General features: G+C 61.4%; 17 protein-coding genes. 3 read left to right on the forward strand and 14 right to left on the reverse strand.

The window, feature by feature from the left end; translation table 11 throughout:
- Positions 1-153 precede the first annotated feature (153 nt).
- Positions 154-384, reverse strand: coding sequence for a sulfurtransferase TusA family protein (locus ACRC1E_RS02430; protein WP_438513513.1), 231 nt, complete (start codon positions 382-384; stop codon positions 154-156).
- A gap of 60 nt (positions 385-444) precedes the next feature.
- Between ACRC1E_RS02430 and ACRC1E_RS02435 the strand changes: the two genes are divergently transcribed.
- From ACRC1E_RS02435 to ACRC1E_RS02445, 3 genes are all read left to right on the forward strand, one after another.
- Positions 445-1,239 carry an NRDE family protein gene (locus ACRC1E_RS02435; RefSeq protein WP_438513514.1) on the forward strand — a complete coding sequence of 265 codons (795 nt, stop codon included), beginning with the start codon at positions 445-447 and terminating at the stop codon, positions 1,237-1,239.
- Positions 1,220-1,735 (forward strand): CNP1-like family protein, encoded by a 516-nt coding sequence (locus tag ACRC1E_RS02440; RefSeq protein ID WP_438513515.1) that lies wholly within the window; start codon positions 1,220-1,222, stop codon positions 1,733-1,735. Before ACRC1E_RS02435 ends, ACRC1E_RS02440 begins: the two co-directional genes overlap by 20 nt.
- A 68-nt stretch (positions 1,736-1,803) precedes the next feature.
- Complete coding sequence (locus ACRC1E_RS02445) at positions 1,804-2,784, forward strand: DMT family transporter (protein ID WP_438513516.1); 981 nt, start codon at positions 1,804-1,806, stop codon at positions 2,782-2,784.
- A 99-nt stretch (positions 2,785-2,883) separates the two neighbouring features.
- On the opposite strand, the gene lpxC is transcribed toward ACRC1E_RS02445, so the two are convergent.
- The 13 genes from lpxC to ACRC1E_RS02510 form a co-directional block, all read right to left on the reverse strand.
- Positions 2,884-3,795, reverse strand: a complete 912-nt coding sequence (gene lpxC, locus ACRC1E_RS02450) for a UDP-3-O-acyl-N-acetylglucosamine deacetylase (RefSeq protein ID WP_438513540.1) — start codon at positions 3,793-3,795, stop codon at positions 2,884-2,886.
- A 100-nt stretch (positions 3,796-3,895) separates the two neighbouring features.
- Positions 3,896-5,077, reverse strand: a complete 1,182-nt coding sequence (gene ftsZ / locus ACRC1E_RS02455) for a cell division protein FtsZ (RefSeq protein WP_438513517.1) — start codon at positions 5,075-5,077, stop codon at positions 3,896-3,898.
- Between the two features lie 49 nt (positions 5,078-5,126).
- Positions 5,127-6,368: a cell division protein FtsA gene (gene ftsA, locus ACRC1E_RS02460; protein WP_438513518.1), complete on the reverse strand. Its 1,242-nt coding sequence runs from the start codon at positions 6,366-6,368 to the stop codon at positions 5,127-5,129.
- 30 nt (positions 6,369-6,398) lie between these two features.
- A complete protein-coding gene (locus ACRC1E_RS02465) occupies positions 6,399-7,115 on the reverse strand; it encodes a cell division protein FtsQ/DivIB (protein ID WP_438513519.1) in 717 nt (238 codons plus the stop codon).
- Entirely contained in the window at positions 7,105-8,016 is a 912-nt protein-coding gene (locus tag ACRC1E_RS02470; protein WP_438513520.1) for a D-alanine--D-alanine ligase, read from the reverse strand. Before ACRC1E_RS02470 ends, ACRC1E_RS02465 begins: the two co-directional genes overlap by 11 nt.
- 54 nt (positions 8,017-8,070) lie before the next feature.
- Entirely contained in the window at positions 8,071-9,468 is a 1,398-nt protein-coding gene (gene murC, locus ACRC1E_RS02475) for a UDP-N-acetylmuramate--L-alanine ligase (protein WP_438513521.1), read from the reverse strand.
- Positions 9,469-9,534: 66 nt separating this feature from the next.
- Complete coding sequence (gene murG / locus ACRC1E_RS02480; RefSeq protein ID WP_438513522.1) at positions 9,535-10,608, reverse strand: undecaprenyldiphospho-muramoylpentapeptide beta-N-acetylglucosaminyltransferase; 1,074 nt, start codon at positions 10,606-10,608, stop codon at positions 9,535-9,537.
- 70 nt (positions 10,609-10,678) lie between these two features.
- Positions 10,679-11,836 carry a putative lipid II flippase FtsW gene (gene ftsW, locus ACRC1E_RS02485; RefSeq protein WP_438513523.1) on the reverse strand — a complete coding sequence of 386 codons (1,158 nt, stop codon included), beginning with the start codon at positions 11,834-11,836 and terminating at the stop codon, positions 10,679-10,681.
- Positions 11,833-13,194, reverse strand: coding sequence for a UDP-N-acetylmuramoyl-L-alanine--D-glutamate ligase (gene murD / locus ACRC1E_RS02490; protein WP_438513524.1), 1,362 nt, complete (start codon positions 13,192-13,194; stop codon positions 11,833-11,835). The genes ftsW and murD overlap by 4 nt, the downstream gene beginning before the upstream one ends.
- A gap of 4 nt (positions 13,195-13,198) precedes the next feature.
- Positions 13,199-14,284, reverse strand: a complete 1,086-nt coding sequence (gene mraY, locus ACRC1E_RS02495; RefSeq protein ID WP_438513525.1) for a phospho-N-acetylmuramoyl-pentapeptide-transferase — start codon at positions 14,282-14,284, stop codon at positions 13,199-13,201.
- Positions 14,285-14,306: 22 nt separating this feature from the next.
- Entirely contained in the window at positions 14,307-15,650 is a 1,344-nt protein-coding gene (locus ACRC1E_RS02500; RefSeq protein ID WP_438513526.1) for a UDP-N-acetylmuramoyl-tripeptide--D-alanyl-D-alanine ligase, read from the reverse strand.
- The gene (locus ACRC1E_RS02505) at positions 15,634-17,124 is read right to left on the reverse strand and encodes a UDP-N-acetylmuramoyl-L-alanyl-D-glutamate--2,6-diaminopimelate ligase (protein ID WP_438513527.1); all 1,491 of its coding nucleotides are present in this window, start codon (positions 17,122-17,124) and stop codon (positions 15,634-15,636) included. Before ACRC1E_RS02505 ends, ACRC1E_RS02500 begins: the two co-directional genes overlap by 17 nt.
- Complete coding sequence (locus ACRC1E_RS02510; protein ID WP_438513541.1) at positions 17,121-18,821, reverse strand: peptidoglycan D,D-transpeptidase FtsI family protein; 1,701 nt, start codon at positions 18,819-18,821, stop codon at positions 17,121-17,123. Before ACRC1E_RS02510 ends, ACRC1E_RS02505 begins: the two co-directional genes overlap by 4 nt.
- Positions 18,822-18,834 lie beyond the last annotated feature (13 nt).

The raw sequence follows: 18,834 nt of genomic DNA on the forward strand, positions 1-18,834 counted from the left end.
GGGACTCGGATTTCAGTGTTGCGAACCGACCCAAGCACGTCAACACCGCGGCTCCCGATTCCCCGCTCCCCGATCCCGAAAAACCAAACCCGCCAGCCGCCCCCTATTCCCTATTCCCTATTCCCTATTCCCTATTCCCCATTCCCCATTCCCTCACTTGCGGCGCAATACCATGCGGAACTTGCCCTCGGGCGTGGTTTCCGAGGTTTCCAGCGGGTTACCGGTCTGGCGGCAGAAGGCCTCGAAATCATGCGGCGCGCCGGGATCGGTGGCGATCACTTCGAGCAGGGCACCGGACTCCATATCGGCCAGCCCCTTCTTGGCGCGCAGGATGGGCAGCGGGCAGTTGAGGCCGGAGAGGTCGAGCGATTTGGCTATCGGCATAAGGCGGTCTCTGGGACATTCACGGTACAATGAGGTCGCCATTTTACCCCTACCCATGCCATGTGTGTCATTGCTCTTGCTTACCAGACCCGTTTGCTCGGCCCTTTGGTGCTGATTGCCAACCGTGACGAAGCCTATGCCCGCGCCAGTACACCACTGGCGTGGTGGGACGATGCGCCCGATATTCTGGGCGGCCGCGACCTGGTGGCCGGCGGCAGCTGGCTGGCGCTGGACAAGCGCGGACGCTTTGCCGCCATCACCAATATACGCACCGGCCAGCCGCATCACGGCACACGCTCGCGTGGCGAACTGGTGCCGCGCTTTATCGGCGGCGACGATAGCGCCCTGGTTTTTGCCCGCACACTCGCACAGGAGCGGTCACAGTACGCCCCCTATAACCTGCTGTTTGGTGAAATGCGCGATCTCTACCACTACAACAGCCAGCACGACCGCTTGAGCCGGCTCACGCCGGGCATCCACACCCTGTCCAATGCCACGCTGGATACGCCGTGGCCCAAATGCCGGCGCCTGGCTGGAAACTTGCAGGCCTGCCAGCGGCCTCCGGATGCAATGACCGCATTTGCTTGGCTGGGGGACCGCAGCTTGCCGGATAGCCGCGAACTACCCAACACCGGTGTGGGTCTGGCACTGGAAAAAATGTTGGCACCGGTACTGATCACCGGCCGCGACTACGGCACGCGCAGCTCGACCCTGCTGGTCGCCCAGCCACGCGGCGATATCAGCCTGAGCGAACTGACACTCAACCCCGGCGGCAGCCATGGCGCAAAGCGCCATTACACGCTACGCCCCGACCCGAACTACAGGAAAACTGTCTGTGAAGAAAACCCTGCTTAGCCTGGCGCTGGCCACCCTGACGGCCACGGCCATCGCCGACTCCGGCAATGATGCCCACTTCAAACGCGCCACCGCCAACTCCGTCGATGATGATGCGCCATGGGTCGAACAGGCAGCGGTCCTGCCCGTCTATCCGCTGGCACCCGAATGGCTGGATTTCAGCGGCGGCAATCTGGAGCGCAACCGTCTGGCGCTGGATGGCAAATCCATCACCCTCGGGCAGGATGGCGTGGTGCGTTACAGCCTGCGGGTACTGACACCAGGCGGCGTCGCCAATATCAGCCGCGAAGGGCTGCGCTGCCAGACGCAGGATGTGCGCAGCTACGCCTTTGCCGATACGGTGGCCCAGCGCTGGATAGAATCGATGAAACCGCTATGGCGCCCGATCCGGCGCGAAGATACCGTCAGGCGGGCGCTAAAAGACCTGCTGTGCGATGGCGGCACTCCGCGCCGCTCGGCCGAAGCCACCATAGAGTACATCCGCAAGCATCCTTGATGCGCCAATAAAAATGCACATGTACTGAAATGCGCTTAGAATCCGGCCACCTAGTGACTGGATTTTCTATGCTGCCCCCACTCAGTGGCGCCCTGTTTGTCGTGCTCGCCGGTGCCTGTTATGGCGCCATCCCCATCTTTGCCCATCTGGCGCGCGCCTCCGGCGTCGATAGCGCCAGCATGGTCTTCCTGCGCTTTGCACTGTCGGCTTTGGTGCTGGTGGTGTGGATGAAGTGGAAAAATCTGGCGCTGCCGCGCGGCCGTACGCTGATTGCGCTGCTCGCGATGGGAGCCATCGGCTACACCGGCATGTCGCTGTGTTTCTTTGGCGCGCTCAAGACGGTGCCGGCCGGCACCGTCTCTTTACTGCTCTATCTTTATCCCGCGCTGGTACTGCTATTGTCGGCGCTATTGTTTGGCGAAACCCTAAGCCGCCAGCGTCTGGGCGCACTCTTGCTATCGTCGCTGGGCATGGTGGTGACTATAGGCGGGGCGCTGTCGGGCTCGCCAGCGGGCATTCTGTTGGGCATCGGTTCGGCGCTGTTTTACGCTGCCTATGTCATCACCGGCGGGCGTGTCGCCTACCGCGTGCATCCACTGGCCGCCACCACGGTGGTGATGGTGGCCGGCGCCGTCAGCAATGGCGTGCTGTTGCTGCTCAGCCAGCAATTACATCTGCCGGCATCTGCTAGCGGCTGGCTGGGGATTCTGCTGCTGGCGGGCGTGTCTACCGTTGTCGCAACTGCGCTTTTTCTGTCGGGCATGGCACGCGTAGGCGCCAGCCGGGCTTCCCTGCTGTCGACCAGCGAGCCGCTGTTTACCCTGCTGCTGGCCGCCGTGTTTCTGGGCGAGGCACTGACGCTCACCCAACTACTGGGAGGCACACTGATTATTGCCGGCGTATTGCTGGCGGCCAAAGAAAGGCAAAGCCGGAAAAAACCGGATGCGGGCTCTGCGGCCTTACAGCCGCAACAGGCGCAGCAGCAGCCAGATGATAAAGATGGAAAAAGCGAGATACAGCGAACCGCGCCAGACCGCGCGGGCTTTTAAGAGATAGGCGCGATTGCGGGTCAGTATGTAGCATACGATGGCCCAGCCCAGCACCAGAATCAGCCCGATCAGCCACAGGCGCAGCAGCCAGAACACGGTTTAGTCCGGCATCGGCAAGCGATGGAAACCGGAAGGGACATCGATGGCATCGGTAAAGCTGACAAATTCCCATGCACTCGGTGTCGCCAGCAACTTGCGCAGCAAGGCGTTATTCATGGCATGGCCGGACTTATGGCCGGAAAAGGCGGCGATCAGCGGATGGCCGACAATATACAGGTCGCCAATGGCATCGAGTATCTTGTGGCGCACGAACTCGTCCGGAAAGCGCAGCCCTTCCGGATTCAGCACATATTCGTCATCGATCACGATGGCGTTGTTCAGGTTGCCGCCCAGCCCCAAGCCCTGACTCTTCATATACTCGACTTCGTGCATAAAGCCGAAGGTGCGGGCACGCGAAATTTCGTCCACATAGGAGTGGCCGGAAAAATCGATCTTTACCCGCTGCGCGGCACGATTGAAAGCCGGATGATTGAACTCGATGGACAACTCGACGCTGAAGCCCTCATAGGGCTCCAGTTTCACCCACTTGTCGCCCTCGACCACTTCTATCGCCTGCTTGACGCGGATAAAGCGCTTGGGCTTGGCCTGATCGACAATACCCGCGCTTTGCAGCAGATAAAGAAAAGGGGCAGAGGAACCGTCCATGATGGGCATTTCCGCTGCCGTCACCTCGATCACGAGGTTGTCGATGCCGAAGCCGGCAAAAGCCGACATCAGGTGCTCTACCGTGCCGATACGCACGCCGGTGTCGGTCACCAGCGTCGAGGAGAGGCGCGTATCGTTCACAAGCGAGGGCTCGGCGCGGACATCGACCGCAGGATCAAGATCGGTGCGACGGAACACGATGCCGGTATCGGGCGGCGCCGGGCGCAGGGTCAGTTTCACCCGCTCACCCGAGTGCAGGCCGACACCGGTCGCACTGATCTCGTGCGCCAACGTTCTTTGCAGGATCATGTTTCGCCTTTATTGCTGATCTGGACGGGCGAAAGTCTAGCACAGCGACCGACGCTGGCCAGTTGATTAATCCGCCCTTTCCGATAGATACCCGCTATCAGTCTGCCTGTTTACGCAGGAAGGCCGGGATATCGTAGCTCTCGCTAACGCCCGGATTGGAGAAGTCGGCAGCCACCGGAGAGCGGCGGCGACCGCCACGCATAATGGCCGGCGCATCCAGTTCGTTGTAGTTCAGCTCGACAGTGCGGTCATCGGTACCGGTCTTGACGATCTTGATATACTCCGGCCGCTCTTCGCGCTGCGCCTTTTTCTGGCCCAGACCGGTGGCAATCAGGGTGACGCGAATAGCGTCTTCCGCCATGTCTTCGACTTCGGCGGTACCGAATTTCACCTGTGCGTCTTCATCGGCATACTGGCGCACGATGGCCATGATTTCGCGGTACTCGCTCATCTTCAGGCAACCGGGTGCGGTCGAGATATTGACCAGTACGCCACGCGCGCCATCCAGCGTGATGTTGTCGAGCAAGGGACTGGCGACAGCCTGTTCGGCGGCAATACGGGCGCGATCCAGACCGGAAGCGCTGGACGAACCCATCATCGCCAGACCCATTTCACCCATCACGGTGCGTACGTCGGCAAAGTCGACGTTAATCACGCCCGGGCAGGTAATCACTTCGGCAATACCGGCTACCGCGCCCTTGAGCACATCGTCTGCCGCACGGAAGGCTTCACGCATGGTGACATCGTCACCCAGCACTTCCATCAGCTTTTCGTTCGGGATCACGATCAGCGAGTCGACGTGTTTTTTCAGGTCTTCGATGCCCTGCTGCGCAACCTTGGTGCGCTTGCCTTCATGCTCGAACGGACGAGTCACCACCCCGACGGTGAGAATGCCCAGTTCCTTGGCGACTTCGGCCACCACCGGCGCTGCGCCGGTGCCGGTGCCACCGCCCATGCCGGCGGTAATAAACACCATATGCGCGCCCTTGAGCATCTCGACGATGCGTTCGCGGTCTTCCAGCGCGGCAGCACGGCCGACTTCGGGATTGGCGCCGGCGCCCAGACCCTTGGTCAGGCCCAGCCCCAGCTGCAGCTTTTGCGATGCCTGATTGCGCTTGAGCGTCTGGGCATCGGTGTTGGCGCAAATAAACTCGACGCCGACGACTTTGCTGCTGATCATATTGTCGATGGCATTACAGCCGCCACCACCCACGCCTATCACCTTGATGACGGCATCAGACGCAGAGTCCTGAATGACTTCAAAAACCATATTGCTCATTTTTCTCTCCTCGTACTAAAGATGAGCGTTTTAAACTCGTAGATCCGCCTCAGAAATTACCGGCGAACCAGGCTTTCATTTTGCCAAAAAACTGTCCTACGCCGGCGTTTTCCAGCTTGAGCGGGCTGCGCGACAGCGCCATCTGCTCCTTGCCGTATAGCAATAGACCGACACCGGTCGAGAAACGCGGGGTTTTCACCACTTCCGCCAGACCGCCTACATATTTGGGCACACCAATGCGCACCGGCATATGGAAAACTTCCTCCGCCAGCTCGACCATGCCCGGCATCAGGCTGGAGCCACCGGTCAGTACGATGCCGGACGACAACACGTCTTCGAAACCTGAGCGGCGCAGCTCCTGCTGCACCAACTGGAACAGCTCTTCCACCCGCGGCTCTATCACCTCGGCCAGCGTAGCGCGCGACATCTGGCGCGGCCCGCGCTCGCCCACACCGGGCACCTCTATCATCTGGGCAGGATCGGCTAGCGATACCAGACAGACGCCGTGATGGATCTTGATGTCCTCGGCTTCCTTGGTCGGCGTGCGTAGTGCCGTGGCGATATCGTTGGTCACCTGATCACCGGCAATCGGAATCACCGCCGTATGACGGATCGCGCCATTGGTGTAGACCGCGATATCGGATGTCCCGCCACCGATGTCGATCAGGCAGACACCCAGATCTTTCTCATCTTCCGATAATACCGCAATGGCCGAGGCCATCGGCTGCAACACCAGATCGGACACTTCCAGATCGCAGCGGCGCACGCATTTGGCTACGTTCTGTGCCGCCGACACCGCACCGGTCACGATATGTACCCGCGTCTCCAGCCGTACGCCGCTCATGCCCAACGGCTCGCGCACGCCTTCCTGACCGTCGATGCTGTATTCCTGCGTCAGAATATGCAGCACCTGATGGTCGGGCGGTATCGTCACCGCCCGCGCGGTCTCGATCACGCGATCGACATCCATCTGGGTGACTTCGCGGTCCTTGATCGCCACCATGCCGTGCGAGTTCACGCTCTTGATGTGGCTGCCGGCAATGCCGGTATACACCTGATTGATCTTGCAGTCGGCCATCAGCTCGGCCTCTTCCAGCGCGCGCTTTATCGCCTGCACGGTATATTCGATATTCACCACCATGCCGCGCTTCAGGCCTTTGGATGGCGTCTGCCCCATACCGATAATATTAAGCTGGCCGTCGTCCAGCACCTCGGCCACGATCGCTACAATCTTGGAGGTGCCGATATCGAGGCCGACCAGCATATTCTTGCTCTCTTTGGGTTTACTCACCTGTAAGCTCCGCAATACTGCTATGGCTGTTTATTTTGCCGCAGGAGCCTTGTAATCAGGCATCTTTACGGCATATCCGTTAGGGTAACGCAAATCGACGCTATCCACCCTATATGGCAGGGTGGACATTGTTGTATTCCAGTTTTTGGCAAAGCGCTGTATGCGTTCATCCACATTTCCGCGTCCCAGCTCCAGCAAAACACCGTTATCGAGCTCGACACGCCAGGCACGGCGTTCATTCATCCACAAACGCGCAGGCTTCAGCCCGCTAGGCCGCAATAAAGAGCGAAAGCGCGCCAGCGCCTGTGCCATCTCGCCCTCCGTCCCCTGCGGCCCGAACAGCACCGGCAGGCTCTGGTCGCTGGCGGCATCAAACCACTGGCCATCGGTACCGACCAGACCATTCTCGCCCCAGCGCGCCAGCGCCTGATGCTCGATCACGGTAATATCCAGCTGGTCCGGCCAGCGCCGCCGCACCTGTGACTCGCGCACCCAGGGCAGTTTGCCGAACGCGGCGCGGGTCTGGTTGATGTCCAGCGTAAAAAACGTGCCGGACAACTCGTGCTCGGCGATATACCGCAGTTGTACCGGCGTTACACGCTGCATCTGGCCCTGAATATTGATCTTCCGCACCGGAAACAGCGGTGAATGCACCAGATAAAAACCGCCGGCAAACAGCAGCATCAATACCGAAATCCACAACAATACATTCGCCAGGGCGCCAAGTGCCCTGTGGTTATCCCACATGGGCCGCCGCCAGGATTTGCACGCACAATTCCTCGTACGACAAACCCTGAACACGCGCCGCCATCGGCACCAGACTATGACTGGTCATGCCCGGTGCGGTATTCACTTCCAGCAGGTAAATACCACCGGCCTCATCCATCAGGAAATCCACCCGGCCCCAGCCTCGCCCGCCCAAGACCCGGAACGCAGTCAGGCACAAGGCGCGTGCCTCAGCCTCGGTCGCCTCATCCAGGCCGGACGGACAGCGATAGACGGTGTCGTCGCGAAAATACTTGGCCTGATAATCGTAAAACTCGGTCGCCGGCTCGATCTTGATGGTCGGATAGGCCTCGCCGTCGATAATGGCGCAGGTAAATTCGCCACCGCCGATGAACTGCTCGGCCAGCACCAGCGGATCAAACTTCTTGGCCTCGTAATACGCGGCTTCCAGTTCACCAGCCTGTTTGACCTTGATCACACCGATGCTGGAACCCTCGGTCGCCGGCTTGACGAACAAGGGCAGGCCCAGCCTTGCTTCGACTGCAGCAAAATCAGTGCCATCATTCAACATTTCAAACGCCGGAATCGGCAGACCGGCGCCCTGCCACAATAGCTTGGTGCGCCACTTGTCCATGCCGATGGCCGAAGCCATCACGCCACAACCGGTATACGGCAGATGCAGGGTTTCCAGCGCGCCCTGCAAGGTGCCATCCTCTCCGAACGGGCCGTGCAAGGCGATAAATACCCGGGCAAAACCTTCGTCCCTAAGCGCCGACAAGGGCTTGTCTGCCGGATCGAAGGCATGGGCATCCACACCACGCGACTTCAAGGCGCTCAGCACGCCGCTGCCGCTCATCAGCGAGACTTCACGCTCGGAGGATTTGCCGCCCATCATCACTGCTACTTTGCCAAACTGCTGCATGTCTTTACATCCTGAATGCTGTTTTTTAACTGCCCCGCCAGGGACAGGCCGTCATTATGCGTGGCTGGCAAGCAGCTTGCCCGGCACCGCCCCTATCGAGCCCGCGCCCATGGTGATCACGACATCACCATCGCGGGCAAAAGCGGCGATCGTCGCCGGCATGTCGGCAATATCGGCGACAAACAGCGGTTCGACCTTGCCGGCGACACGTACGGCGCGCGCCAGGGCACGGCCATCCGCCGCAACGATGGGCGCTTCACCGGCGGCGTAGACCTCCGCCAGCAATAACGCATCCACACCGGACAACACACGGGCAAAGTCTTCGAACAAATCACGGGTACGCGTATAACGGTGTGGCTGAAAAGCCAGCACCAGACGCTGCGTCGGATACGCTCCGCGTACGGCCGCCAGGGTGGCTGCCATTTCCACCGGATGATGGCCATAGTCATCGACCAGGGTATAACGGCCGCCATCTTGTGCCGGCAATTCGCCATAACGCTGAAAGCGGCGCCCCACACCGGCAAAACCGGCCAGCCCCTGCTGGATCGCGGCAACGCTCGCGCCGCATTCTAGCGCGATCGCGATCGCGGCCAAAGCGTTGAGCACATTATGATGGCCCGGTGTATTCAGTTCGACTGCAAAGCGTAAATCTTCACCATTTTTCACCACCACATCGAAGTGCATGCACGGCCCCACGGCACGCACATTGAGCGCACGCACCTGGGCATCTTCGCTATCGATACCATAGGTGGTCACCGGCCGCGGAATACGCGGCAGGATCTCGCGCACATTGGCATCATCTATGCACAGCACGGCACGACCATAGAAAGGCAGGCGCGACAGGAAGTCGACAAAAGCCTGCTTCAGCTTGTCGAAGCTGTGCTCGTAGGTGTCCATATGGTCGGCGTCGATATTGGTGACGACCGCCATTTCGGGCGACAGGTACAGGAAGGATGCATCGGACTCGTCGGCTTCGGCCACCAGATACTCACCCGACCCCAGACGCGCATTGGTGCCGGCAGCCGTCAGCTTGCCCCCGATCACGAAGGTCGGATCCAAGCCGGCCGCGCCCAGAATGGAGGCGGTCAGACTGGTGGTCGTGGTCTTGCCATGAGTGCCGGCAATGGCGATACCCTGCTTGAAACGCATCAGTTCGGCCAGCATCAGTGCGCGCGCAATCACCGGAATACGGCAGGCCTTGGCCGCCAGCACTTCCGGGTTATCGGCCTTGACCGCAGTTGAAGTGACCACCACATCGGCACCGGCCATATTGGCCTCGTCATGGCCGAAATAAATACGGGCGCCCTGGGCCGCCAGACGCTGGGTCGCACTATTTTCGGCCATATCGGAACCGGACACGGTATAGCCCAGATTAAGCAAGACCTCGGCGATGCCGCACATGCCGACGCCGCCGATACCCACAAAATGTATATGTTTGACCCTGTGTTTCATCTTCTATTTCTCAGTCTATGGCATTAGATCCGGCCGCAAAGCAGCCATGACAGCGTGTCGCCGCCTTCAGTCTTCGCGCGTCAGCGCCTCGCACACATCGGCAACCTTGAGCGCGGCATCCGGCATCGCCAGACGCCGTGCAGCGACGGCCATCTGTAGACAATCGCTGCGATTCAGCGATTGTAACAAATCGGCCAAGGCGGCGGCATCCAGCTTGCCTTGCGGCAAGAGCTGCGCCGCACCCGCATCCGCCAGAAACCTGGCATTGCCGGTCTGGTGGTCATCCACCGCATGCGGATAAGGCACCAGCAGGCTGGCAGCGCCGATGGCCGCCAGTTCGGCGATGGTCAGGGCGCCGGCGCGGCACAGTACCAGATCGGCGGCGGCGTATTCGCCAGCCATATCATCGATAAAAGCACGGCAATCGGCCGCCACACCGGCTTGGGCGTAATTCTCGCGCAAGGCCTCTATCTGCTTGGCCCCTGCCTGATGCACCACCTGCGGGCGCGCGTTCGCCGGCAACAGCGCGAGGGCGGCCGGCACCGTGTCGTTGAAAATCTTGGCGCCCAGCGAGCCGCCCACCACCAGCAGGCGCAAGGGCCCGCTACGGCCGGCAAAACGGCTGGCTGGCTCAGCCTGGGCCACGATTTCGCTACGCACCGGATTGCCGACCAGCCCGTCCTTGCCGGCAAATGCAGCCGGAAAAGCATACAGCGTGCGGCTGGCGATCTTTGCCAGCAACCGGTTAGTCAGGCCGGCGACCGAATTTTGCTCATGAATCACCAGCGGCTTCAGGCACAGGCGCGCCATCACCCCGCCGGGAAAGCCGGTATAACCGCCAAAGCCGATGGCGAGATCGGGACGGTGACGGAAAATCACGCTGCTGGCGCCGGCAAAGGCCGAGGCCAGCATCAAGGGCAGACTCAGCCAGCGTTTGAGGCCGTTGCCGCGCATGCCGCGCATGCGTATCGTCTCGATGGCAAAGCCGTGCTGCGGCACCAGCCGCGTTTCCATCCCGCCTTCGGCGCCCAGCCAGATCACCTTCCAGCCCCGTGCCTGCAGTTCACGCGCAACAGCCAGCCCCGGGAAGATATGCCCCCCGGTGCCGCCTGCCATGACCATGACTGTTCTTGATGCCATTCATTCCACCTTAAAACTGTGATCAGGGGCGCGGAAACAGGGCTCGCCACCCTACGCCCGGATCCCGCCACTAAGCCTTATACCCCCGCTTAATGCGGCGGTTCTCGTAATCCACGCGCAACAGCACGGCAAGCGCAACCATATTCATCAGCATGGCCGAGCCGCCGAACGACATCAGCGGCAGGGTCAGCCCCTTGGTCGGCAGCAGGCCCATATTGACGCCGATATTGAAAAAACTCTGTATTCCTATCCAGACCCCGATGCCTTGCGCCACCAGCGACGGGTAGTAGCGCTCCTGCTTCTTGGCATCCATCGCGATGCGAAAAGCACGCAGCACAATCCAGGCATAGAGGCCGATCACCACGCAGATGCCGACAAAGCCGAACTCCTCGGCGATCACCGCCATGATGAAGTCGGTATGCGCTTCTGGCAGGTAGAACAGTTTTTCGACACTGGCCCCCAGCCCTACACCAAACCACTCGCCACGACCGAAGGCAATCAGGCTGTGGCTAAGCTGGTAACCCTTGCCGTAGGGGTCGTCCCATGGATCCATGAAGCCGGTCACCCGTTTCAGCCGGTAGGGCGACATCACGATCATGCCGACCACCGCCAGCACGGCGGCGACGGCCATACCGGCAAAAATCCGGATATTGATGCCCGCCAGAAACAGGATGGCCATCGAAATCACCATCACCACCATCAGCGCACCAAAGTCCGGCTCCAGCAACAAGAGGTTGCCGACGAGACACATGGCACCGAACACGGGTAAAAACCCTTGGGTAAAGCTGTGCAGCTTGGGCGCTTTACGCACCGTGTAGTCGGCCACGTAAATCACCGCCGCCAGCTTCATCACTTCCGAAGGTTGCAAATTCACGACAAACAGGTTGATCCAGCGGCGCGAACCGTTTACGACCTTGCCGATACCGGGAATCAGCACCAGAGCCAAGAGCAGCAATGCCAGCAGGAAAAACTTGGACGCATGCTTCTGCCACAATGCGGTCGGGATCTGGAAGGCAATAAAACCCGCGCCCAGCGCCACCACCATAAACACCGTATGGCGCAGCAGATAGAAGGTCTGGCTCTGGGTCGCCTTATCCACTTCGGCATACGCAATCGAGGCCGAATACACCATGACCAGACTAATGGACAGCAACAGGGCAATCGCCCACATCAGCCCCTCATCCAGCATCGTCAGCGGTACATCACGCTCGCGGCTAGCGGCGATCATGCCGCCGGCTCCGCCTGAAGTGCCGCGACGGTGTCGATAAACACCTGTGCCCTGTGTGCGTAATTTTTAAACATGTCCAGGCTGGCACAGGCGGGCGACAACAACACCGCGTCCCCTACCCGGGCAAGCTCTGCCGCCTTTTGCGTTGCCTGTTCCAGCGTGGCGCAGTCATACAAAGGCACACCGCAGGCCCCCAGCACGGCGCGCAGGGCCGGTGCATCGCGCCCTATCAGCAGCACGGCACGGCAGATGCGCGTGACGGCCGGCGCCAAGGGGGAAAAATCCTGACCCTTGCCATCGCCACCTGCGATCAGCACAACCGGCTGTGTCATGCCATTGAGTGCGGCCTCGGTAGCCCCGACATTGGTGCCCTTGGAGTCGTCGATAAACACGACCCCACCGAATTCGTTGATTTTTTCGACCCGGTGCGCCAAGCCCCTGAAGGTCGCAAGCCCGGCCAGCAAGGACGCACGATTCAGGCCGACCGCTTCGCACAAGGCCAGTGCGGCCAGCGCATTGGCCGCATTATGCAGCCCGGTCAGCTGCATGCCGGCAAAATCCAGCACCGCCTCACCGTCTATGCCCAGCCAGTAAGCATCCCCGCGCGCCAGCAAGGCATAGCCGGCCGTCGCCTCTTGCAGCGAAAACCAGCGCAGCGCCCTGCCCTCGCGCCGCATGGCGCGGCAGAACACATCATCGCGATTCAGCACCTGTACGCCGCAGCCGCTAAAGATCGCGCTTTTGCTATGCGCATAATCGAGCAGGTCGTGGTAGCGGTCGAGGTGATCTTCGGAAATATTCAGCACCGTCGCCGCATCGGCGGCGAGGCTGGAGGTGGTCTCCAGCTGGAAGCTGGAAAGCTCGACCACCCAGATATCGGGTACACGGCCCTGTAAGCCGGTCAGCGCATCCAGTACCGGCAAGCCGATATTACCGGCCACCACCGTGTCCAAGCCCGCCGCCACGCATAAATGCCCGACCAGGCTGGTGACCGTCGTCTTGCCATTGGAGCCGGTAATCGCGATGACCTTGGCGCCGCTACCCTTGATGGCACGCGCCCATAGTTCGACATCACCGACCACCTCGCCGCCGCGTGAACGATAGCCGGCAATCGCCGGATGGCGGCTGCTGACTCCGGGGCTCATCACCACCAGATCGGCATCGGCAAAGGTCGCATCCGAAAACTCGCCCAGGCGCACGCCGGCGTGCGGCAGTGCTGCCTGCAATGCGCCCAGCTGCGGCGGCGCAGCGCGGCTATCGGCCACGGTAATGCGCGCACCTTGCGCGCCACAATAACGCGCGGCAGACAGGCCCGAATCCCCCAGACCGACAACAACAATATGGCGCTCGCGGAACATGGTCTTATCTCAGTTTCAGGGTCGTAAGGCCGGCCAGCACCAGCATCATGGTGATGATCCAGAAGCGCACCACCACCTGCGTCTCTTTCCAGCCCTTGAGTTCATAGTGGTGATGCAAAGGCGCCATGCGGAATACCCGCTTGCCGGTCAGCTTGAACGAGCCCACCTGTATCATCACCGACAGCGCCTCGACCACAAACAGGCCGCCCATAATGAACAGCACCACTTCCTGGCGCACAATCACCGCCACCGTACCCAAGGCCGCGCCCAGCGCCAGCGCGCCTACGTCACCCATAAACACCTGCGCCGGATAGGCGTTAAACCACAAGAAACCCAGACAGGCGCCGCAAATGGCCGCGCAAAACACCACCACCTCGTGCGCACCCGGCACGAAGGGCATGCCCAGATACTTGGCAAATACTGCGTGGCCGGCCACATAGCCGAATACCGCCAGACCGCCGGCCACCAGCACGATGGGCATCGCCGCCAGACCGTCGAGGCCATCGGTCAGGTTGACGGCATTGCTGGTACCGACAATCACCAGATAGGTCAGCACGCAAAAGCCGACCGCGCCCAGGGGGTAAGCCACCTGTTTGAAGAAGGGCATGATGAAGGTGACGGTGGCCGGCAGCTGCGCGGTCGTCAGCAAGAAGATACCGGCACCGATGGCAATACTGGACTGCCAGGCCATCTTGAAGCGGGCCGACACCCCTTTCGGGTCCTTGTACACCACCTTGCGCCAGTCGTCGTAAAAACCCAGCGCACCGGTACCGAACATGACGCCCAGCAATAGCCACACATATTTATTGGAGAGGTCGGCCCACAACAGGGTCGTCACGCCGATGGACATCAGGATCAGCGTGCCGCCCATGGTCGGGGTGCCGGTCTTGATCAGATGGGTCTGCGGGCCGTCGGAGCGGACCGCCTGCCCGACCTTGAGCGCGGTGAGCTTGCGTATCACCCATGGCCCGAGCAAGAGCGAAATGCCGAGCGAAGTAAGTGCAGCCATCACCGCACGCAGGGTGACATAGTTGAATACATTAAAGGCGCGGATATATTCCCCGAACCAGTCAGCTAGCCATAACAGCACGTGAATCCCTTTTCAATCTCGATTATTTTGCCGCCAGCGCCGCGACGATGCGCTCCATGCGCATAAATCGCGAACCCTTGACCAGCACGGTGGCGTCTTGTGTCAGCGCCTCTTGCAGATGCGCGATCAGCGCCTCTATATCGTCAAACGCCAGCGCGCCCTCGCCAAACGAGGCCGCCGCATGGCGCGACAACTCGCCCAGCGTCAGCAAAGACTCGATGCCGGCGGCCGCTGCTGCGGCACCGACCTCGGCATGCATGGCCGGCGCTTCGGCGCCCAGTTCGCCGATGTCGCCCATCACGAAGATGCGCGGCGCAGGATAGCCGGCAAGCACGCGGATGCCGGCCTGCATCGAATCGGGATTGGCGTTGTAGCTGTCGTCGATCAGGCGCGCACCACCCACGGCACGCCCCAGCTGCAAACGCCCCTTGACCCCGCCAAAGGCCGTAAGGCCCGCTGCGATGCTCGCCAGCGGCACATCCAGACTCAGCGCCACGGCCGCTGCCGCCAGCGCATTACGCACATTGTGCTCACCGGCAGCCGGCAACTCGACAGCCACCTCGCCCGCCGGGCTTAGCAGGACGAAGCGGCTGGACTCGGCGCCCAGCACCACATCGCGCGCGGCGACATCGGCGCCGTTCAGGCCGAAAGACAGCACACGGTGCGCGCCGGCCGCCTGACGAAATAGCGGGCTATTGTCGTCATCGGCATTGATAATGGCTACGCCGTGGCCGGTCAGCCCCTCGAAGATCTCGGCCTTGGCACAGGCAACATCCCGCGTTGAACCAAAATGGCCGATATGGGCGCGCATGGCGTTATTGACCAGCGCCACCTCCGGCCTCGCCAGACGTGTCAGATAGGACAGCTCGCCGGCGTGGTTCATCCCCATCTCGATCACCGCGTAACGGTGCGCGGCGTTGAGCGAGAGCAGGGTCAGCGGCAGGCCGATATCGTTATTGAAGTTGCCGGCGGTCGCATGCACCGCCGCGTCGCCGGCATGGGCGCGCAAGATCGCCGCGACCATTTCCTTGACCGTGGTCTTGCCATTGGAGCCGGTGATGCCGATGCGGCGCACATCCAGGCGCGCACACCAGCCCGCAGCCAGCTGCCCCAGCCCCAGGCGGGTATCGGCCACATGGATCAGTGACGCGCCCGCCAGCTCGAAACCCTCGCGTACCAATGCGCTGGCGCCACGCGCCACCACCTCGGCAACAAAATCATGGGCATCGAAGCGTTCGCCGGCGAGCGCGACAAACAGATCGCCCTCCCCCGCCACGCGGCTATCCGTCACCACCCGCTTAAAGCGCCGGTCAAGACCGGAAAAACGCCCTCCCGCCAGTTCTGCCGCTTCAGACAGCATCAACATGGACATTCCCCCAGTCGGTCAGCGCATCTTCGGCGACGCGGAAGTCGGAGAAGGCGTGCTTGATACCCATTACATCCTGATATTCCTCATGCCCCTTACCGGCAATCAGGACGATATCCCCGGCGCGCGCCTGAGCCACTGCCCAGTGGATCGCCCGCTCGCGGTCGCTTTCCACATGGCCGGGCGCCGTCATGCCGGCAACGATATCGGCGATGATGGCTTGCGCATCTTCGGTGCGCGGATTGTCGCTGGTCACTACCGCCACATCGGCAATGCGCTCGGCAATAGCCCCCATCATCGGGCGCTTGCCGCTGTCTCTATCGCCACCGCAGCCGAATACCACATACAGGCGCGAGCCTTGCGGCCGGATCTCGGCCAGCGTACTGGCGGCCTTGTCCAGCGCATCCGGGGTATGGGCATAATCAACGACAATCAGCGGCTCATGTTCGCTACCCACGCGCTGCATACGCCCGCGAGCCGGCTTGATGCGGCCCAGCACAGCACAGGCATCCGCCAGGCTCACGCCTTCGGCACACAGGGTCGCAAGGCAGGCCAGCATATTGGACGCGTTAAAACGCCCCAATAGCGGCGAGCGGATATCGCCCTCGCCCCAAGGCGTACTCACGCGCAGCTGCAAGCCATCCAGATTGGCCGCCAGCGAAACGGGGCGCACATCGCCCTGCTCCAGACCGTAAGTAATCACCCGGGTATGCGCGCTATCTATATCGGCGGCGAGGATGCGTCCGAAATCGTCATCGGCATTGATCACGGCATGCTTGAGGCCCGGCCAATGAAACAGCCGCGCCTTGGAGGCGCCATAGGCCGCCATCGAGCCGTGATAGTCGAGGTGATCGCGGGTGAGATTGGTGAAGACAGAGGTGGAAAATTCGACGCCATTGACGCGAAACTGATCGAGCCCATGGCTGGAGACTTCCATCGTCACGACCTTGGCGCCCTGACGCTGATACTCGGCCAGGCGTTGCTGCACCGTAACCGGATCGGGCGTGGTATGGGTGGTTTCGGTCAACTCGCCATAAAAGCCGTTACCTACCGTCCCGATCAGGGCGGCCTTCTGCCCCAGCAGGCTGTAAGCCTGCGCCAGCCAGTGCGAAATAGAGGTCTTGCCATTGGTGCCGGTAATCCCGATCACGCTCATGCTGCGGCTGGGCAAACCATAGGCGTAAGCGGCCACCATGCCGGCACGCTCGCGCAGGGCAGGCACCGCCAGATTGGGCACCGCCCATTCGGTACGCCAGACAAAACCGTCCGCCGGATCCCACAACACGGCCGCAGCGCCGCGCTCAAGCGCAGCCGCGATATAGTCGCGCCCGTCGGCGTATTCGCCGCGACAGGCCAGAAAGACATCCCCCGGCCCCACACGACGGCTGTCGGTTTCGACCCGGGTCAAAGAAATGCCGGATTCGGCAAGTGTTGCCGGACTCCAGTCCGGCAATGGTGTCAGCAAGCTATTCATGTTTCTTCTCGTATTTCAGGGATCTGGCCCACCGGAATCAGCGTGTTATTGGCCGGCGCATCGGGCTCGACTCCCAAGACCCGCAAACCCCCGCCCATAATGGCGGAAAAAGCAGGACCGGCCACGGTGCCGCCGTAGTAACTGCCGCCCTTGGGTTCGTCCACCATCACCGCCACGATCAGGCGTGGCCGTGTTGCCGGCGCGAAGCCGACGAACATGCCGATATGCTTGTCGGCCGCGTAACGGCCATCGACCAGCTTGCGTGCCGTGCCCGATTTCCCGCCGACATTAAAGCCCAGCACCTGGGCACGCACACCGGTACCGCCCACCTGCGTCACCGTGGTCATCATCTCGCGCATCTGCTGCGCGGTACGCGCACTGACGACAGGAATACCCGGTGGCGGCGCCGGCAAACGCGAAAACGACACCGGCAACAGATTGCCGTCGGCGGTAAACACCGTATAGGCGCGCGCCAGCTGCAACAGGCTGACCGACACGCCATAACCGAAAGACATGGTGGCCTGCTCGATAGGACGCCAGTTTTTCCAGGCCCGCAAACGTCCGGAGACTTCACCGGGGAAACCGGCATGCGGATTGCGGCCAAAACCGGCTTCATCGTAAAAGCGCCACATTTCTTCCGGCGTGAACATCAGCGCCATCTTCGAGGCACCGACGTTGCTCGACTTCTTGATCACCTCGGTCACCGTCATCAGCGGTTTGGCGTGGCTGTCGCGCACCGTCGCCGGACCGATCCGGTAAGTATTGGTATCCATCACCGTCGTCGGCTTGACCTTGCCGTTTTCCAGCGCCATCGCCACCGGAAACGGTTTCATGGTCGAGCCCGGCTCGAACATGTCGATGACGGCGCGATTGCGGCGCATTTCGGGATCGAGACGCATGCGGTTGTTCGGGTTGAACGACGGGTAATTGGCCATTGCCAGAATCTCGCCGGTCTTGCCATCGAGTACCACCACGGCACCGGCCTTGGCCTTATTCAACTCGACCGCACCCTTCAACTCGCGGTACGCGAGGTACTGGATACGGCGGTCTATCGACAAGGTCATGGTCTGCCCATCCTTGGGATGCTCGACCGCAGCCAGATCATCGACGATATAGCCGCGACGATCCCTCAGTACCACCCGGTGCCCGCTCTTGCCCGACAGCATGGTATTGCGCGCCAGCTCCAGTCCTTCCTGACCCCGGCCATCCACCCCGGTAAAGCCGACCACATGCGACAGCATTTCACCGGCAGGGTAATAACGGCGGAATTCCTGCTGTTTGGCGACGCCGGGAATCCCCAGCTCCATCACCGTACTGGCAAGCTCCGGACTAATCTGGCGTTTCAGATAGACAAATTCACGCTTCTTGTCGGCCAGGCGCGCGCGGATATCGGCCGGCTGCATTTCCAGCAAACGCGCGAGCGAAGCAAGCTGGGTCTCGCTCAGTGCCGGCATCCCGGCAGGGCTGGCCCAGATGGTCTGCACCGGCGTACTGATTGCCAGAGGCTCGCCATTGCGGTCGGCAATCACCCCGCGCGTGGCTTCCAGCGTCAGTGCACGCCTGAAACGTGCATCACCCTGATTTTGCAAAAAGTCCTGCTGTGCAATCTGTAAATAAAGGGCACGCCCCAGCAAGACCATAAACAGGAAGCCCAAACCACCCAATACCAGCGACACCCGCCCCGGCGCGATACGCATCGCCGGCTTGGGC

The sequence above is a fragment of the Craterilacuibacter sp. genome (assembly GCF_051659485.1).
Classification (GTDB): Bacteria; Pseudomonadota; Gammaproteobacteria; order Burkholderiales; family Chromobacteriaceae; genus Craterilacuibacter.

What these genes read in the sequence shown, in the direction of transcription:
- murG (WP_438513522.1), bottom strand. Translation starts at nt 10,608, where the DNA reads ATGGCATCAAGAACAGTCATGGTCATGGCAGGCGGCACCGGGGGGCAT.
- ACRC1E_RS02470 (WP_438513520.1), bottom strand. Translation starts at nt 8,016, where the DNA reads ATGCAGCAGTTTGGCAAAGTAGCAGTGATGATGGGCGGCAAATCCTCC.
- ACRC1E_RS02430 (WP_438513513.1), bottom strand. Translation starts at nt 384, where the DNA reads ATGCCGATAGCCAAATCGCTCGACCTCTCCGGCCTCAACTGCCCGCTG.
- ftsW (WP_438513523.1), bottom strand. Translation starts at nt 11,836, where the DNA reads ATGATCGCCGCTAGCCGCGAGCGTGATGTACCGCTGACGATGCTGGAT.
- ACRC1E_RS02465 (WP_438513519.1), bottom strand. Translation starts at nt 7,115, where the DNA reads ATGTGGGATAACCACAGGGCACTTGGCGCCCTGGCGAATGTATTGTTG.
- ACRC1E_RS02445 (WP_438513516.1), top strand. Translation starts at nt 1,804, where the DNA reads ATGCTGCCCCCACTCAGTGGCGCCCTGTTTGTCGTGCTCGCCGGTGCC.
- ACRC1E_RS02510 (WP_438513541.1), bottom strand. Translation starts at nt 18,821, where the DNA reads ATGCGTATCGCGCCGGGGCGGGTGTCGCTGGTATTGGGTGGTTTGGGC.
- murD (WP_438513524.1), bottom strand. Translation starts at nt 13,194, where the DNA reads ATGTTCCGCGAGCGCCATATTGTTGTTGTCGGTCTGGGGGATTCGGGC.
- ACRC1E_RS02435 (WP_438513514.1), top strand. Translation starts at nt 445, where the DNA reads ATGTGTGTCATTGCTCTTGCTTACCAGACCCGTTTGCTCGGCCCTTTG.
- ftsZ (WP_438513517.1), bottom strand. Translation starts at nt 5,077, where the DNA reads ATGAGCAATATGGTTTTTGAAGTCATTCAGGACTCTGCGTCTGATGCC.
- ACRC1E_RS02505 (WP_438513527.1), bottom strand. Translation starts at nt 17,124, where the DNA reads ATGAATAGCTTGCTGACACCATTGCCGGACTGGAGTCCGGCAACACTT.
- ACRC1E_RS02500 (WP_438513526.1), bottom strand. Translation starts at nt 15,650, where the DNA reads ATGTTGATGCTGTCTGAAGCGGCAGAACTGGCGGGAGGGCGTTTTTCC.
- murC (WP_438513521.1), bottom strand. Translation starts at nt 9,468, where the DNA reads ATGAAACACAGGGTCAAACATATACATTTTGTGGGTATCGGCGGCGTC.